Source organism: Geothrix rubra (genome assembly GCF_030268065.1).
GTDB classification, from domain to species: Bacteria; Acidobacteriota; Holophagae; order Holophagales; family Holophagaceae; genus Geothrix; species Geothrix rubra.
Genome location: NZ_BSDD01000003.1, coordinates 267,027 through 282,576 on the forward strand (window position 1 = coordinate 267,027; position 15,550 = coordinate 282,576).

Annotated in this window: 14 protein-coding genes and 1 tRNA gene; 7 read left to right on the top strand and 8 right to left on the bottom strand. The window is 69.8% G+C overall.

The window, feature by feature from the left end:
* Positions 1-5: 5 nt before the first annotated feature.
* Positions 6-1,586, bottom strand: a complete 1,581-nt coding sequence (locus QSJ33_RS09260) for a methyl-accepting chemotaxis protein (protein ID WP_285724866.1) — start codon at positions 1,584-1,586, stop codon at positions 6-8.
* A 150-nt stretch (positions 1,587-1,736) separates the two neighbouring features.
* On the opposite strand from QSJ33_RS09260, the gene QSJ33_RS09265 reads away from it, so the two are divergent.
* From QSJ33_RS09265 to dtd, 4 genes are all read left to right on the top strand, one after another.
* Positions 1,737-1,812, top strand: a tRNA-Thr gene (locus tag QSJ33_RS09265).
* Positions 1,813-1,867: 55 nt separating this feature from the next.
* Positions 1,868-3,472, top strand: a complete 1,605-nt coding sequence (gene murJ, locus QSJ33_RS09270) for a murein biosynthesis integral membrane protein MurJ (protein ID WP_285724868.1) — start codon at positions 1,868-1,870, stop codon at positions 3,470-3,472.
* Between the two features lie 79 nt (positions 3,473-3,551).
* Positions 3,552-4,538, top strand: coding sequence for a CPBP family intramembrane glutamic endopeptidase (locus tag QSJ33_RS09275; protein WP_285724870.1), 987 nt, complete (start codon positions 3,552-3,554; stop codon positions 4,536-4,538).
* A 56-nt stretch (positions 4,539-4,594) separates the two neighbouring features.
* Entirely contained in the window at positions 4,595-5,029 is a 435-nt protein-coding gene (dtd, locus tag QSJ33_RS09280; protein ID WP_285724872.1) for a D-aminoacyl-tRNA deacylase, read from the top strand.
* A gap of 6 nt (positions 5,030-5,035) precedes the next feature.
* Here dtd and QSJ33_RS09285 read toward each other — a convergent pair whose 3' ends face one another.
* The 5 genes from QSJ33_RS09285 to QSJ33_RS09305 all read right to left on the bottom strand — a co-directional run bounded on the left by QSJ33_RS09285 (position 5,036) and on the right by QSJ33_RS09305 (position 10,160).
* A complete protein-coding gene (locus tag QSJ33_RS09285) occupies positions 5,036-5,512 on the bottom strand; it encodes a cytochrome c3 family protein (RefSeq protein ID WP_285724874.1) in 477 nt (158 codons plus the stop codon).
* A gap of 53 nt (positions 5,513-5,565) precedes the next feature.
* Positions 5,566-6,084: a DinB family protein gene (locus tag QSJ33_RS09290; protein WP_285724877.1), complete on the bottom strand. Its 519-nt coding sequence runs from the start codon at positions 6,082-6,084 to the stop codon at positions 5,566-5,568.
* 59 nt (positions 6,085-6,143) lie between these two features.
* Positions 6,144-7,907 carry an anion permease gene (locus tag QSJ33_RS09295; protein WP_285724879.1) on the bottom strand — a complete coding sequence of 588 codons (1,764 nt, stop codon included), beginning with the start codon at positions 7,905-7,907 and terminating at the stop codon, positions 6,144-6,146.
* A gap of 127 nt (positions 7,908-8,034) precedes the next feature.
* Positions 8,035-8,586, bottom strand: a complete 552-nt coding sequence (locus QSJ33_RS09300; protein ID WP_338001141.1) for an Ig-like domain-containing protein — start codon at positions 8,584-8,586, stop codon at positions 8,035-8,037.
* A 50-nt stretch (positions 8,587-8,636) separates the two neighbouring features.
* Complete coding sequence (locus QSJ33_RS09305; protein ID WP_285724885.1) at positions 8,637-10,160, bottom strand: acyl-CoA carboxylase subunit beta; 1,524 nt, start codon at positions 10,158-10,160, stop codon at positions 8,637-8,639.
* A 120-nt stretch (positions 10,161-10,280) separates the two neighbouring features.
* Between QSJ33_RS09305 and QSJ33_RS09310 the strand changes: the two genes are divergently transcribed.
* Positions 10,281-11,441, top strand: coding sequence for an MFS transporter (locus QSJ33_RS09310; RefSeq protein WP_285724889.1), 1,161 nt, complete (start codon positions 10,281-10,283; stop codon positions 11,439-11,441).
* Between the two features lie 126 nt (positions 11,442-11,567).
* Here the strand turns inward: QSJ33_RS09310 and QSJ33_RS09315 are convergent, their stop codons facing one another.
* A complete protein-coding gene (locus QSJ33_RS09315) occupies positions 11,568-12,335 on the bottom strand; it encodes an SDR family NAD(P)-dependent oxidoreductase (RefSeq protein ID WP_285724891.1) in 768 nt (255 codons plus the stop codon).
* Positions 12,336-12,348: 13 nt separating this feature from the next.
* The gene (locus QSJ33_RS09320; protein ID WP_285724893.1) at positions 12,349-13,704 is read right to left on the bottom strand and encodes an aminotransferase class I/II-fold pyridoxal phosphate-dependent enzyme; all 1,356 of its coding nucleotides are present in this window, start codon (positions 13,702-13,704) and stop codon (positions 12,349-12,351) included.
* 159 nt (positions 13,705-13,863) lie between these two features.
* Between QSJ33_RS09320 and QSJ33_RS09325 the strand changes: the two genes are divergently transcribed.
* Both QSJ33_RS09325 and QSJ33_RS09330 read left to right on the top strand, forming a co-directional pair.
* On the top strand, positions 13,864-15,009 hold the full coding sequence (locus QSJ33_RS09325) for an acyl-CoA dehydrogenase family protein (protein ID WP_285724895.1): 1,146 nt from the start codon (positions 13,864-13,866) through the stop codon (positions 15,007-15,009).
* Between the two features lie 334 nt (positions 15,010-15,343).
* Positions 15,344-15,547, top strand: a complete 204-nt coding sequence (locus QSJ33_RS09330) for a cold-shock protein (protein WP_285724897.1) — start codon at positions 15,344-15,346, stop codon at positions 15,545-15,547.
* The last annotated feature ends 3 nt before the right edge of the window (positions 15,548-15,550 follow it).

Here is a 15,550-nt window from a genome sequence, read left to right on the forward strand (position 1 = left end):
CGGGCTCACAGGCGGAACTGGGCGACGTCCCGAGCCAGGTCCTCGGAGATCCGGGCCAGCTCGGCGGAGGTCCGGCTGATCTCCTGGACCGTGGCGGACAGCTGCTGGGTGGCCGCGGCGTTCTGGCCCACCTCCCTGGACGTCTCCTCCACCCGACGGGCCACCTCACCGGAGGTGTTCGACTGTTCCTCGGTGGCGACGCCGATCTGCTGGACCATGCGCTCCATGGTCTCGATGGATTCGTGGATCCGCCCCATCTGACCCAGCGTGGACGTGACGGCCTCGGTGCCCTGGCCCACTGTCTCGTGGGTCTCCTGGATCAGGCTTTCGATCTCCAGGGAGGCCTGGCGGCTCCGCTCGGCCAGCTTCCGGACCTCCTCCGCCACCACGGCGAACCCCTTGCCGTTCGCCCCGGCCTTGGCGGCCTCGATGGCGGCGTTCAGGGAAAGCAAGTTCGTCTGCCGGGCGATCTCCTGGATCACTCCCACGGCCTTGGCGATGCTCGCCGTGGCCTGGCGGATCCGGTCCATGCCCTCCGCAGCCTCCCGGCCGCCCTGCTGGCCCTCCTGGGTCGCGGCCACGGCCAGGTTCGACTGCTCCACGGAGGCCTTCACGTTCGAGGCCACCTGCTGGACGCTGGCGGAGAGCTGGAGGATGGCCGAGGCCATCTGTTCCGTCGTGGCATGGACAGTCTCGCTGCTGCGCGCGATCTGGTCGGTCGCTGCAGACATCTGCTCCGAGGAGGCCGACAGCTCCGTGGCCCCGCTCGCGACCGAGGAGGCAGCCTGGGCCATCCGGGCGATGGTCTGCCGGAGCTGGCGAAGCATCCCGTTCAGCGACTCGGCCAGCCGCCCGATCTCGTCCTTGGTGTCGACGCTGGCCTCCACCCTGAGATCGCCGCCGGCCGCCGCCTCGAGCACTCCCACGAAGGACCGGATGGGACGCGTGATGCTCCAGGTGATGGTGATGGCCGCGAAGGCCCCCGCCAGCACCGCCACCGAGGCCAGGACCACCAGCGAGACCACCGCCGTGCGGTGGGCCTCCTCCGCCTTCTGGTTGGCTTCGGCCAGCCGGTCGCCCGTGAGCCGCGCCATCTCGCCCATCCGGGTTATCCAGGCGTTGTTGCTGTGCCGGGCCTCGCCCAGGAGGAGCGCCGCGGCCTCCTTCCGCTTCCCGTCCGCGGCCAGGGCCAGGGCCTGCTTGTTCAGGGCCAGGGCCTTCTCCCGGTCCTCCGCCATGCGCGCGAAGAGCGCCTTGGCCTCGTCGGAGAGGAGCAGGGCCTGGAGCTGCGAGGCGGCCTCGGCATAGGCGGTCCGGGCCGTCTCCAGGCGTTGCTGGGTGGCCGCCACCTCGGCCGGGTCCTCGGTCAGGAGGAGGGTGCGGAGGTGGACCTGGATGGACTGGGTCTGGAACTGCATGGTGGTCGCCAGGTATTGCTCGCGGCTGTAGACCCGGACGATCCGGTTCAAGTTCTCCCCCATGGTCTGGACCTGCACCAGCGCCAGGCCCACGGCGAGGACCAGGAGTCCGAGGACGAAGCCGAAGGCCAGCCCAAGGCGGCGGCCGATCCGGATTGATTTCAGCATGCAGGAACTCCTTTGAAGTTGGGGCCCGGAGGGCATGTCCAAAAACCATCGGAGGATCCGGCCGCGGGATTAAGCCGCGTTGAAACACCTGGATGGGGCCGGGGCCCGGACCGGGCAAGGACTGCAGGATTCCCGCTAGACTGGATGCGGGCCGCCTTAGCTCAGTTGGTAGAGCTCCAGCCTTGTAATCTGGAGGTCGCCGGTTCGATTCCGGCAGGCGGCTCCAACCCACGGCACCGAATCCCCGGGATCCTCATGGACCTGATCGCCCAGACCCGACCGTGAGCGATCCCTCGCACACCCGCCCCAGCCTCCTCCGTTCTGCAGGTGTCGTCGGCCTGATGACCCTGCTGAGCCGCCTGTCGGGGCTGGCCCAGACCTTCTTCCTCAGCCACTTCCTCGGCGCGGGCGCCGCCGCGGACGCCTACGCCGTGGCCTTCCGGCTGCCCGCCCTGCTGCGGCGGTTCACGGCCGAGGGGACCATGACCGCGGCCTTCCTCCCCACGCTCGCCGAGGCGGAGGCCGCCGAGGGCGAGGCCGCCGTGCGGGCCGTGGCGGCCCGGTTCCTGGGCACCCTGCTGGCCGTCCTCCTGGTGGGGGTGGTGCTGGTGATGGCCTTCATGACCCCCCTGGCCCACCTGCTCACCCTGGGCCGGCCCTCGGCCCAGGGCACCCTGACGGCCTTCCTCGGACGGGTGATGTTCCCCTACCTGGCCCTGGTCAGCGTCACCGCGGGGTTCGCCGGGTTGTTGAACCTGCGCCACCGGTTCGCCCTGGCGGCATCTGTCTCCATCTTCTGGAACCTGGCCTTCATCGGCTTCGGCTGGGGCACCCTCCATGTGCTGCAGCGGAGGGGGCCGGTCCCCATGGAGACCGTCGCCTTCGTCTGCGCCCTGGCGGTGCTCGTAGGCGGCGTGGTGCAGCTCCTGGTCCTCGTGCCCGCTGTCCGCCGGGAGGGGTTCGGCCTCGCCTTCGGATTGCACCTCCGGGATCCCTGGGTCGCCCGGACCCTTCGGCGCATGGGCCCGGGCCTGCTGGCGGCGGGCATCTACCCGATCAACGCCCTCATCAGCCTGACGCTGGCCTCGGAACTGCCCACGGGCGCCCAGATGGTGCTCTACAACAGCGGCATGATGGGCGAGATGGTCATGGGGCTCTTCGCCATGAGCCTGGCCACCGCCGGCCTTCCCACCCTCTCCCGCCAGGCCGAGGCCCGGGACTGGCCCGCCATGAACCGCAGCCTGGCCCAGGCGGTCTCGGCCTCGCTCCTGCTGGTCCTGCCCGCCTCCGTGGGCCTCGCCGTGCTGTCCCGGCCCATCTGCGCGCTGCTGTTCCGGACCGGGGCCTACTCCCCGGCCGCCTCGGACTGGACCGCCATCACCCTCGTCTTCCAGTGCGTGGGCCTCGCCTTCGTGGCCGCCCAGCGCCTGGGCAACCAGGCCCTCTATGCCCTGAAGGACTACCGCGGCCCGGCCGCCATCGCCGGCCTGACCATGGTGCTGAACGTGGGCCTGAGCCTCGCCCTGCTGAAGCCCCTGGGCACCGGCGGCCTGGCCCTGGCCAACGGGCTGGCCAGCCTCGCCGGCGTGCTGGGGCTGGTGCTCCGCCTGCGCCCGCGGCTCCCCGGCTTCCGCCTGGGGCCCATGGCCAGCGCCGCCCTCCGCGCCCTCGGCGCCTGCCTCCTCATGGGCCTGGTCGCCTGGGCCGGCGCCCAGGCCCTGGCCCTGGACCGCCCCTACGCCTTCGCCCGGCAGCTCCTCGCGCTCCGGCTCCTCCCCCTCGTGGTGCTCTGCGCAGGATTCTACGCCGCCGCCGCCGCGGGGTTCGGCCATCCGGAGGCCCGGGCCCTCATCGGGAAGGCGAGGCAGAAGCTCGGGCGGGGTTGAGGACCCCAGCCAGGCGGGTCCCCGGCCACTCATCCCTTCCGCCGTTCCCGCGTAGGCCATCCGAATCCCAGGAGCCGCCATGCCTACCCGCAAGGAGACCATCTGGTTCATCGCCCTCACCCTGCCCCTGAGCTGGGCGGTCGGTGCCTGGTGGCTGCACGATGAACGCCATGGCCAGCTCCTCCGCATCCTCATGTGCGTGCCGGCCCTGGTGGCCTTCGGTTGCGCCTGGGCCTTCCGGCGGGAACCGCCCCGCGCCGCGGGCTTCGCCTTCACCGGCTGGCGGCCCTGGCTGCTGGCCATGGTCTATCCCCTGCTCATGACCACCTTCTGCCTCCTGCTGGCCTACGGCTGGCAGGCGGTCTCCGGCCGCGCCGGATTCATCGTCTTCCAGCCCCAGGCCCTCAGCGTCCACGTGAGCCGAACGCACGTCCTGCACGGGCCAACGGTGCTCCTGTTCCTGGGCCTCGCGTGGGTCCTCATGCTCCTGCCCTGGCTGCTGGTGGCCATGGCCTACCGGCGGGGCTGGCCCGACCGGCTGCAGGGCGCGCTGCCGCCCCGGTGGGCCTGGCTGCACCACCCGTTCCGCCTCCTCCTCTTCGCGCCCACCTTCCTCGTCCACGGCCTCTTCCCCGGCGAGCTGGGCGAGGAGATCGGCTGGCGGGGCTACCTCGTGCGCCGGTGGGCGGACCGCCCCCTCGTGGCCGCGGCCATCACCATGCCCGTGTGGGCCGCCTTCCATCTGCCCATCATCTTCTCCAGCACCCAGAAGGGGCACCCGGTCATGAACGCGGTGTTCCTGCTCTCCATCGCCGCGGCCGCCGTACCCTTCGCCGCGCTCTACCGCTGGGGCCGCTCCGTCTGGCCCTGCGCCGTGCTGCACTTCAGCTGGAACCTCTGGAATCCCGTCCTGCTGGGCGACGTCTACATGGGGCACCCGGGCCTGTTCGGGGGCCAGGTGCGCATCTTCAACGGCGAGGCCCTGTTCGGGCTGATCTTCAACGGCCTCATCGCCCTCGGGCTGATCCTGGTCTGGCGGCGCCAGCGCACCCAGGCCCCGGCCTGAGCCCCTGTCCCACCGCAGGCCCACCTCTGGCAGAGTCGAAGCAGGAGGGTCCGGCGATGAAGGCGGTCATCCAGCGTGTCCAACGGGCCTCCGTGCGGGCCGGGGAGCTTGAGGCCGCCATCGGGCCGGGCCTGCTGGTGCTCACCGGCCAGGAGGTGGGCGACACGGCGGAGGCCTGCGCCTGGGCCGCGGCCAAGATCGCCTCCCTGCGCATCTTCGAGGATGCCGACGGGAAGATGAACCTCGGCCTGGCGGAGGTGGGCGGCGAGATCCTGGTCGTGAGCCAGTTCACCCTGGCGGGAAGCCTCGCGAAGGGACGGCGCCCCTCCTTCGACCGCGCCATGGCCCCCGCGGCGGCCCGGGTGCTCTTCCACACCTTCCTGGAGCAGCTCAAGGCCGAGTATCCCCGCGTGAAATCCGGCTTCTTCCAGGAACACATGGAGGTCGAGCTGATCAACGACGGGCCGGTGACCTTCATCCTGGAGCGCTGAAGGGCGCTACTTCACATCCCCCTTCTGGATCCCCATGCGCGAGGCCCGGTGGGGCAGGCTCTGGTCCACCCGGGTCAGGAAGTCCCTGGGATGGCAGGTGCCGCAGGTGGCGGCCAGGTGCCGCTTGGCCACCTTGGAGGCGGAGTCCCGGGGGGACACGATCTCGTGGGCCGGGCCGTGGCAGGTCGTGCACCAGGGGGCCTTGGCGTTCCCGGCGGCGCGGGTCACACCATGGGCGCTCTGGTCGTAGTCCTCCACCTCGTGGGCATGGCACCGCCGGCACTGGACCTGGGGCAGCTTCTCGTCGTGGGGGATGGCCGTGATGGCGGCATGGCAATCCACGCAGGCCAGCCCGCCGTGGGAGCGGGATCGGAACACCTCGAGCTTCACGTTGTCGTGGCACTCCACGCAGTCCTTGGCCTGGGGCGGCGCGGCGGCGAGGGAGAGGGGCATGGCCAGGCAGGCGGCCAGCAGCCATCGCATGGGAACCTCCGGGGTTGGGTGGCCCCACCCTATCACAGGCGCCCAAGGGCCCTTCAGACTTTGGGGGCCTCCATCCCGATCTCGGCCCAGCCCTCCTGGGTGGGGCCGTAGAGGCTGGGGGGCTTGAGGCCGGCCTGCCGCATGAGGACGGTCATCTGGGCGCGGTGGTGGGTCTGGTGGGACACCAGCACGTAGAGGGCGTAGGCGCCGCTCCAGCTCTCGCCGTAGAGGGTGAAGGTGCGACCCAGCTCCGTGTTGCTCCAGGAGCCGATGTGATCGAGCAGCGAGTCGCTCACCGCGCGATAGGCCGCGGCGATCTCGGCCATGGTGGGCGGCGGGGCGCCGATGAACCCGTCGGGGCCGAGGCTCACGGGGCCCCTCACCCGGATTCCCAGGTTCTGGGGGAGTTCCAGCACGGTCTCCACCAGGTGCCAGGCCAGCCGCCGCAGGTCCCGGTGGTGGGCATCCACGGCCTGGTGGGCCGCGGCGTCGGGTATGGCCGCGAAGGCGGCGAGGGTCTTGTCGGCCTCCTGGGCCCAGATGGTCCTGAAATCCTCCACGCGCCGGAACATGGCTGCCTCCCGGGAAGTCCGGGAGGCAGCTTACTCCAATTCCGGGGAAGGACCGGCGACTACCAGAGCCCCAGCACCTTCCACCAGAGGCCGCCGATCCCCACCCAGATGACGATGTTGATGAGGCTGATGAGCAGCCCCATCCGCCACCAGGTGCCCACCTCCACATAGCCGGTGCCGAAGAGCACCGGCGCGGGGCCCGTCCCGTAGTGGGTCATTCCCGCGAAGAGGTTGCTGAAGAAGGCCAGGACCAGGGCGGCCAGCACCGGCGGCGCCCCCGCGACCACGGACACGCCCAGGAAGGCGGCGTACATCGAAGCCACGTGGGCCGTGTTGCTGGCGAAGAAGTAGTGGCTGTAGAAGTACACCAGGGCCAGCACCAGGAAGGCGGCGATCCAGCCCTTGCCCGCCACCATGCCGCCCATGGTCTTGCTGAACCAGGGGATCATGCCCAGCTTGTTCAGGAAGCCGGCCATCATGACCAGGGCCGCGAACCAGACCAGCGTGTCCCAGGCTCCGGTCTCCTTCTTCACGTCCTCCCAGTCCAGCACGCCGGTGAGGAGCAGCACGGCCAACCCGACGAGGGCCGAGGTGGTGGGATTGATGTCGCCCAGGGGCTTGGCGAAGATCCAGAGGACCAGCAGCAGCACGAAGACGCCCAGCATCATCCACTCCTGGCGCTTGATGGGCCCCAGCTCCGCCAGGTGCCCCCTGGCCATCTGCACGGCTTCGGGGGTCTCGGTGATCTCGGGGCGGTGCAGCCGGTAGATGACGTAGGGGACCACCAGCAGCGCGAGGAGGCCGGGCACGAGGGCCGCAAGGGCCCAGCCGCCCCAGGTAATGGTCACCTTCAGGTCGCCCGCCAGCTTCTGCGCCAGGGGGTTGGCGGCCATGGCCGTGAGGAACATGGCGCTGGTGATGCAGTCCACCTGGTAGGCCGTGAGGGTGAGGAACGACCCCATCCTCCTCGCCGTCCCGTCATCGGGGCGGCTGCCGTAGGCACGGGCCAGGGAGGCCATGACAGGCATGACGATGCCGCCGGCCCGGGCGGTGTTGCTGGGGATGGCCGGGGACAGCACCAGGTCGGTGGCAGCCAGGCCGTAGCTCAGGCCGAGGGTGCGCTTGCCGAGGAGCGCCATGAAGTTGTAGGCGATACGGGCCCCGAGCCCCGTCTTGATGAAGCCGCGGGAGATGAAGAAGGCCAGCACGATGAGCCAGATCACCACGTCCGAAAAGCCGCTCATGGAATCGGCGATGGTGAGGGTGCCGCTGAGGGCCGTCACGCCGATGCCGATCATGGCCACCGCCCCCATGGGCAGCGGCTTGAGGATGATGCCCAGGATGGTGGTCACGAAGATGGCGAAGAGGTGCAGGCCCTTCGTCCAGTCCGACCGACGCTTCTCCTCGGCCGCGGCCTTCACCTTGGCATCCGCCTCAGCCTTCGCCTTGGCCTCGGCTTCCGCCTTCTGCGTCGCCTGGGACTCGGCCCAGGCCTTCGCCTCCGCTTCGGCCTTCACCTTGGCCTCCGCCTCGGCGCGGCTCAACTTCCGGGGCTTCTCGACCGGGGCCGTCACGGTCACCGGGGCGGGTCGGGTCGCGGGCGGGGCCGCCTTCGGCGGCGCGGGTGCGGCGGGTTTGGGGGCCGCCGGCTGTCCCGTGAAGGCCTTGGCATCGGGCACCGGCACCACCGCCGGCAACCCGAAGTAGAGCACCAGGCCCACCAGGGCCGTGAGGAGCAGCGGCCCGATCCGGGCGCCCTGCCAGCCTCCTTTCGGAGAAGCCGCTCCCGTTCCCGGGACCTGGGGCGAAGGTTGGATGGTCATGGACCCTCCTTCTGGCTGTCTGCGGTTGAAGCTGATAGATGATATCAGCGTAGACAACCAGGAAGGGCGATCCCCGCCCCTCCCCTCCACCGCCAGGCCGGATCCCGCCCGGGATCCCGGCGGGTCCTCAGCTGCCGCCACCCACCGTCACCAGGGCGATTCCCACCTGCGTGGGATCGGCGATGTTGGTGGCCACGATATGGAAGGTCCCCGGCAGGGATGGCGCGGTATAGAACCCCGTGGCGTCGATGGTCCCCCCGATCGCCCCTTCCTGGATGGTCCAGGTGAAGGCCGTGTCGCCCGTGGCGATCACCAGGGCGGTGAAGGCCTGGGTGGCGCCCAGGGCCAGATCCGCGGTGGCGGGCGTCATGGTCACGGTCTGGGTCACGGTCACGAGGGCCGTGGCCGCCTTCGAGGGATCGGCCTGGGCCTGGGCCGTCACCGTGCAGGTGCCGGCGGTGACCGGCGCCTGGAAATGGCCCGAGGCATCCACCGTGCCGCCTCCGCTGGTGGACCAGACCACGTTCTTGTTCCCCGCGGAACCCACGCTGGCGGTGAAGGCGGCCTGGCCACCCGCCGGCACGGAAACCGTCCGCGGAGAGATGGAGATGCTGACGTCTCCCACTCCGCAACCCAGGAGAAGCGGAAGGAGGGCTGGCAGCAGCCGACGCGCGCGCATAGGACCCCCGTGAAGGTGCCCCACTCTACACCCGATGGGCCGACGGGAGGCTAGACCGGCGTGACGCTCCGGCGCTTGGCGGGCCAGGCCTCGCGGCGCCGGGCGCGACCCAGGCGCAGGATCAGCTCGCCCCGCAGGTCGGCGGGATCCACGATGGCGTCCACGTGGAGGTCGGCGCCCAGCTTCTTCAGGTCGATGTCCTCGTTGTACTCGTCCCGGAGCTGCTGGACATAGGCGGCCCGCTCCTCCTCCGGCTTCTCAGCGATCTTGTTGGCGAAGACGGCGTTCACGGCGGCCTCCGCGCCCATGACGGCGATGCTGGCCGTGGGCAGGGCCAGGGTGGCGTCGGGGTCGAAGCCCGGCCCGCTCATGGCGTAGAGGCCCGCGCCATAGGCCTTGCGCACCACCACGCAGAAGCGCGGCGTGCTGCAGCCGGCCATGGCGCTGATCATCTTGGCGCCGTGGCGGATGATGCCCTGCTTCTCCACGGCGCTGCCGATCATGAAGCCCGGCACGTCGCTGAGGAACACCAAGGGGATGCCGAAGGCGTCGCAGAGGGTGATGAAGCGGGTGGCCTTGTCGGCGCTGTCCACGAAGAGCACGCCGCCCTTCACCCGCGGCTGGTTGGCGAGGATGCCCACGGGGCGGCCGTCCATGCGGGCCAGGCCCGTGATGATCTCCCCGGCGTAGAGCTTCTTGATCTCCAGGAAGCTGCCCTCGTCCACCAGGCCCTCGATGAAGTCCTTCATCTGGAAGGGGCTGTTGATGTCCTTGGGGACGAGGGCGCCCAAACCTTTCGCTTTGGGCGATACCGCCTTCGGCGGAACCACGGGAAGGGTGTCTTCGCAGTGCTGGGGGAAGTAGGCCAGGTACTGGCGGCAGAGGGCGATGGCCTCCTGCTCCGTCTTGCAGAGGAAATCGCCGCAGCCGCTCACGGAGCAGTGCATCCGGGCGCCGCCGAGGTCCTCGAGCGAGATCTTCTCGCCGATGACCATCTCGGCCATGCGGGGCGAGCCCAGGTACATGCTGGCGTTGCCCTCCACCATCATCACCACGTCGCAGAAGGCCGGGATGTAGGCGCCCCCCGCGGCGGAGGGCCCGAAGAGGAGGCAGACCTGGGGCACCAGGCCCGAGAGCGCCACCTCCATGTGGAAGATGGTCCCCGCGTGGCGGCGGCCCGGGAACATGTCCAGCTGGTCCGTGATGCGGGCCCCGGCGCTGTCCACCAGGTAGAGCATGGGGATGCGCTGGCGGAGGGCCACCTCCTGGATGCGGATGATCTTCTCCACCGTCCGTGCGCCCCAGCTGCCGGCCTTGATGGTCGAGTCGTTGGCCATGATCGCCACGGGCCGTCCGTCCACCAGGGCCGTGCCCGTCACCACGCCGTCGGCGGGGAGGTCCTTGTGGAGCGCGTTGGCGAAGAGGCCGTCCTCCACGAAGGAGCCCTCGTCCACCAGGAGGCGGATGCGTTCCCTGGCGAAGAGCTTGCCGGCCTCGGCGTTCTTCTCGTGGGCCTTGGCGGCCCCGCCCTTCTTGATGCGTTCGGTTTCCGCGTGGAACTGGTCGGGCTGCATGGGGACCTCGGAGGGAACCTCCAGCATACCGGCCGCCCTCGGGAACCCCCAGCCTCGGCGCGGCTGACAGTGGTCTGCGGGCCTGGCCCCGGCCTCCCGGTCCCGTGGGATCCTTGAGTCATGACCGACTCCGTCGAGGCCTCCGCCCCGCCCCGCTTGTGGACCCGGGGCTTCCTGCTCGTCTGGGCCATCACCTTCCTCACCTTCTTTGCAGCCTTCCAGCTCTTCCCCACGGTGCCGCTTCGGCTGCGGGAACTGGGGGCCTCCCTGGGCGAGAGCGGCCGGTTCATGAGCCTGTTCACGGCCGGCAGCGCCACCGGGGCCCTCTTCACGGGGTCGCTGGGCGACCGGGTCGGGCACCGGCGGATGGTGGTGACCTGCGCGCTGGGCTATGGCGCCTTCCTGGCCGCCTACGCCCTCCTGGCGAACCGCTGGGGCTTCTACCTCCTGGCCTTCCCCCACGGGGTGGTGTGGTCCGGCCTCCTGACCGCCACCATGGCCAGCCTGGGCGCGGTCCTGCCCGAATCCCGCCAGACGGACGGCATGAGCCTCTACGGGCTGGCCAGCCCCGGCGGGGTGGTGGTGGGCCCCGTGCTGGGGCTGTGGATCCAGCAGCACTGGGGCTTCGCACCCATCGGCTGGTATCTCGCGGGCCTCTTCGTCCTGCTGGGCATCCTGGGGACCAGCCTGCCGAAGGACCACCCCCACGCGGCGCCGGAACCCTTCCAGCTGCCCGAGGCCTCGGTCTTCGCCCCGGCCCTCGTCTTCTTCTCGGTGGCCCTGGGCTACGGCGCCCTGGGCTCGTACACGGCCCAGGAAGGCCTGGCCCTGGGCATGCCGGTGCCTTCCGTCTTCCTCTCCTGCATGGCCCTGGGCATGGTGCTCATGCGGTTGGCCATGGCGAAGCGCGGCTTCGGCCGGCGTCCCATCCGCCTGCTGCCGGCCATGCTGCTGGGCGCCTTCGCCGGCATGGCGATCCTGGCGCTGTTGCCCGGCGGGACCCTCCGCCACGTGCTCTCAGCCCTGCTCTACGGGGCGGGCTACAGCATGATGCACACCCTGCTGAACGCCCGCCTGCTGGAGACGGTGGACCCCAAGCGCCGGGGCGCGGCCTTCGGGGCCCTCCTCTTCTCCTTCGACGCCGGCATCGGCCTGGGCAGCTTCGCGCTGGGCTGGGCCATCGGCGCTTGGGGCTTCCGGGCGGGCTGGGCCCTGGGCGCCCTGGCGGTGCTGGCCTCCCTGCCCACGGCGCGGCGGCTCAGCCGGGTGGCGACGACCTGACATTCAAAGAATCGCCACGAAGAGCACGGAGGGAAATCCAAGGGCACCAAGTAGGAAGTCCTTCGTGTTCCTGGTGGCGCCTGCAGAGCGTCTTCGTGTCCTTCGTGGAGCTCCTTCCGCCTTGGCTCAGGCCTTCCGGTGGACCTTGAAGGCGCTGCCCTGGTCGGTGGGCTTCACGATGAGCTCGTCGATGTTCACGTGATCGGGCAGGGCCAGGCACCAGCGGATGCACTCAGCCACGTCGCCCCCGCTGAGCGGCGTCATGCCCTGGTAGACGGCCTTGGCCTTGCTGTCGTCCTTCAGGCGGACGTTGGAGAACTCGGTCTCGGCCAGGCCGGGATCCACGGAGGTGACGCGGATGGGTTCCCCGCAGACCTCCAGGCGCAGGCTCTGGGCCATGGCCTTCACCCCGTGCTTGGAGGCGCAGTAGACGCCGCCGCCCTCGTAGGCCTGGTGCCCCGCCACGGAGCCGATGAAGAAGATGTGGCCCCAGCCGGCCTTCCGGAGATGCGGCAGGCCGGCCCGGATGGTCTTCACCACGCCCTCGACGTTGGTGCGCATCATGGCTTCCAGGTCCTCGTCCGGCGTCTCCCACAGCTTGAAGGTGCCGCTGGCCAGGCCGGCGTTGGCCACCAGGACGTGCAGGCCGCCCAGGGCCTCGGCGGCTTCGGCCACGAAGGTGTCCACGCTGGCGGTATGCCGCGTGTCCACGGCCCCGGCGAAGGTCCGGATGCCGTGGGCCTTCGCCAGTTCGTCCGCCAGGGCCTGCACGCGCTCCACGCGGCGGGCGCCCAGGGCCAGGTGGCAGCCCTGGGCGGCCAGGAGCCTTGCCGTGGCGGCGCCGAAGCCGCTGGAGGCGCCGGTGATGAGGACGATCGGGTGGTCGGGACGCATGGGCGCTCCAGGGCTAGCGGTAGGTGCGGTGGAACTCGGCGAGGTCCTTCACCACCTGCTGGATCTTCTCCGTGGGCGGCAGGATGGTGGTGCGGAAGTGGGCCGTGCCCTCCGCCTGGCCGAAGCCCGAGCCCGGCACCACGCAGATGCCCGTCTGCTCCAGCAGGGCCATGGCGTAATCGAAGTCGGTGCGGCCCGGCGGGAGGGTGATGCTCGGAAACGCGTACATGGCCCCCGCGATGACGTTGCAGGTGATGCCCTCGATGCGGTTCAGTCCCTCGGCCAGCAGCAAGGCGCGGTGCTTCAGGGCGTCGAGGATGGCGGCCCGTTCCGCCGCGTACGTCGCGTACGAGGGCATGCCCGGCTTCGGCGGACGCACCATGGCGTAGGTGGCGACCTGGCCCGCCAGGTTGGCGCAGAGGCTCACGGACTGCAGCTTCAGGATCTGGGCCGCCACGTCCTCAGGCACGTTGCGGTACTCGAAGTAGCCGCCCCGCACGCCGCACTCGCCCAGGAAGCCCTTGGAACAAGAATGGAAGCTGAAGAGGGAGACATCCCTCAGGTCCTTCTGGTGGAGCACCTTGGCGAAGGAGGTGAAGGTGTCGCCGGCCAGGTAGATGTTCTCCTGGTACACCTCGTCGGCCAGCACGGACAGGCCGTGGGCCTGGGCGAAGTCGAGGATCATGCCGATGTTGTCCTCGTCCAGCACGGCGCCCGTGGGGTTGCCGGGGTTGATGACGCAGATGGCCTTCACGCGGGTGCCCTGGGCCTTCGCCTCGGCCAGGGACTGCTCCAGCATGGCGCGGTTGAGCTTCCAGCCCTGGGCCTCGTCCAGGTAGTAGGGCACCATGCGCCCCTCGTAGAGGGTGATGGTGGCGGAGTAGAGCGGGTACTGGGGGATGGGGATCATGATCCCGTCCTCCGGCCCGGCGATGAGGAGGCGGAGGATGGTCTGCACGCCCTTGCTGGCGCCGTCCGTGAGGAAGATGGCGTCGGGATCCACGCGCATGTGGTCCCGCTCGAGGATGAACTCGGCCACGGCCTCGCGGATGAACCGCACGCCCCGGCTCTCGCTGTAGGCCCCGAGGCCGTGCCTCGTCCCGGCGAGGATGGCCCGGGCCGTCTCGACCACATCCACGGGGAAGGCCCCGGACGCGGCGGCCATCAGCTCGGGATACTCGCAGAGGGCCAGGATCTGCCGGTTCCAGGTGAGGGGCTTCTGGCCCAGGGACTGGGGGTTGCCGATGTTGCAGTAGATGATCTCCCGCCCCTGCTTCTCCAGTTCCTGGGCGCGGGCCACGATGGGGCCCCGGACGGCGTACTCCGTCTCCAGGACGGCCCTGCCGAGGTCCTTCAGATGCACGGTCATGCGGTCTCCTTGCCCAGAACCCCCGATTGTACCGCCGGGGGCGGGCCCTCCCACACCACCGTCAGGGAAAGTGGGGCATCGGTCACGCGGGGGGAGGCGATAGACTGGGGCTTCCCGGCCCTGCCCGCCCGACACCCCTTCTCTTCCAAAGAGGTACCCATGCCCGATTTCGGCCTCAGCCCCGAACAGAAAGAGACCAAGGAGCGAGCCCACCAGTTCGCCGAGAAGATCATGCGGCCCGTGGCCCGCAAGTACGACGAGACCGGCGAGTGGGCCGTGGACGTCTACAAGGCCGCCTGGGACTACGGCTACCTCCAGGCCCTGGTTCCCGAGGACTGCGGCGGTCCCGGCGCCAGCCAGATGGAGGAGGCCATCGTCTGCGAGGAGCTGTCCTGGGGCTGCGGCGGCCTCTACACCTCCATCATGGCCAACGGCCTGGCCATGACCCCCGTGCTCATCGCCGGCAGCCCCGAGCAGAAGAAGAAGTGGCTGGGCATGATCGCCGAGGAGCCCAAGTTCGCGGCCTTCTCCCTCTCTGAGCCCAATGCCGGCTCCGACGCCGGCGCCATGAGCTGCCGCGCCGAGAAGAAGGGTGACAAGTACGTGATCAACGGGACCAAGTGCTACTGCACCAACGGCGGGTACGCCGACTGGTACGCCCTCTTCTGCAGCACCGATCCCAGCAAGGGCGCCCGCGGCACCAGCTGCATCATCGTGCCCCGCAACACGCCGGGCCTCGTGGTGGGCAAGGCCCTGGACAAGATGGGCCAGCGCGCGTCCAACCAGGTGGAGCTCTACTTCAACGACGCCGAAGTGCCCGCCGAGAACATCCTCGGCAAGGAGGGCATGGGCTTTGTCATCGCCATGAAGACCCTCGACCAGACCCGCGCCGCCGTGGCCGCCGGGGGCGTGGGCGTGGCCCGGGCCGCCTTCGAGATCGCCCTGGAATACGCCAAGACCCGCATCCAGTTCGGCCAGCCCATCTTCGCCAACCAGGCCATCAGCTTCATGCTGGCGGACATGGCCAAGAAGATCGAGGCCGCGCGGCTGCTCACCTGGCAGGCGGCCTGGATGACCGACAACGGCATCAAGAACTCCAAGCAGAGCGCCATCGCCAAGACCTTCGCCACCGATACGGCCATGGAGGTCACCACCGACGCCGTCCAGATCCTCGGCGGCAACGGCTACAGCCGCGACTACCTGGTCGAGAAGTGCATGCGCGACGCCAAGCTCCTCCAGATCTACGAAGGAACCAACCAGATCCAGCGGCTCGTCATCGCGAAGGAAATCCAGCAGGGGAATTGATCCACCGGGACCCCAACCCTGAACGCCGGCCACGAAAAACGCGCCCGAGTGGCGCGTTTTTCGTGGGACATCCCCGGGCGGAGGCCGCTTCCCTGCGTGGGGGTGGAGGCCCCTCGGGTACCTTCCGCTTTTTGGGTCTTGATGACGCCAGGACCCGCACCTAGAATCCCACCCATACATCCACTGCCGGCCCCCCCGGCCGAGAAGCTGGTAGAGGGACACCCATCGGGGTTCCCATTGACTCCGGAGCGCAAGCCCCCGCGACCTGCTCGCCTGGAGCCAGGCCGCGCGACCACCCTCCAGGCAAAGGGGCCGAGTCCCCGGGAAGAAAGTCATGTCCGAAGGCATCGTGAAGTGGTTCAACGCCGAGAAGGGGTACGGCTTCATCACCCCTGATGAAGGTGGACCCGACATCTTCGTCCACTACTCCGCCGTCCAGACGAAGGGGTTCCGAACGCTCGAGGAGAAGCAGCGCGTCAGCTTCGACATCGTGCAGGGTCCCAAGGGGCCCCAGGCCGCCAACGTCAACAAGGTCTAGGTT

Excerpts from the sequence above, each read along its gene's own strand:
- QSJ33_RS09315 (WP_285724891.1), bottom strand. The coding sequence starts at position 12,335 with ATGCGTCCCGACCACCCGATCGTCCTCATCACCGGCGCCTCCAGCGGC.
- QSJ33_RS09330 (WP_285724897.1), top strand. The coding sequence starts at position 15,344 with ATGTCCGAAGGCATCGTGAAGTGGTTCAACGCCGAGAAGGGGTACGGC.
- QSJ33_RS09320 (WP_285724893.1), bottom strand. The coding sequence starts at position 13,704 with ATGACCGTGCATCTGAAGGACCTCGGCAGGGCCGTCCTGGAGACGGAG.
- QSJ33_RS09275 (WP_285724870.1), top strand. The coding sequence starts at position 3,552 with ATGCCTACCCGCAAGGAGACCATCTGGTTCATCGCCCTCACCCTGCCC.
- QSJ33_RS09260 (WP_285724866.1), bottom strand. The coding sequence starts at position 1,586 with ATGCTGAAATCAATCCGGATCGGCCGCCGCCTTGGGCTGGCCTTCGGC.
- QSJ33_RS09295 (WP_285724879.1), bottom strand. The coding sequence starts at position 7,907 with ATGACCATCCAACCTTCGCCCCAGGTCCCGGGAACGGGAGCGGCTTCT.
- QSJ33_RS09300 (WP_338001141.1), bottom strand. The coding sequence starts at position 8,586 with ATGCGCGCGCGTCGGCTGCTGCCAGCCCTCCTTCCGCTTCTCCTGGGT.
- QSJ33_RS09285 (WP_285724874.1), bottom strand. The coding sequence starts at position 5,512 with ATGCGATGGCTGCTGGCCGCCTGCCTGGCCATGCCCCTCTCCCTCGCC.
- QSJ33_RS09305 (WP_285724885.1), bottom strand. The coding sequence starts at position 10,160 with ATGCAGCCCGACCAGTTCCACGCGGAAACCGAACGCATCAAGAAGGGC.
- QSJ33_RS09310 (WP_285724889.1), top strand. The coding sequence starts at position 10,281 with ATGACCGACTCCGTCGAGGCCTCCGCCCCGCCCCGCTTGTGGACCCGG.
- dtd (WP_285724872.1), top strand. The coding sequence starts at position 4,595 with ATGAAGGCGGTCATCCAGCGTGTCCAACGGGCCTCCGTGCGGGCCGGG.
- QSJ33_RS09290 (WP_285724877.1), bottom strand. The coding sequence starts at position 6,084 with ATGTTCCGGCGCGTGGAGGATTTCAGGACCATCTGGGCCCAGGAGGCC.
- QSJ33_RS09325 (WP_285724895.1), top strand. The coding sequence starts at position 13,864 with ATGCCCGATTTCGGCCTCAGCCCCGAACAGAAAGAGACCAAGGAGCGA.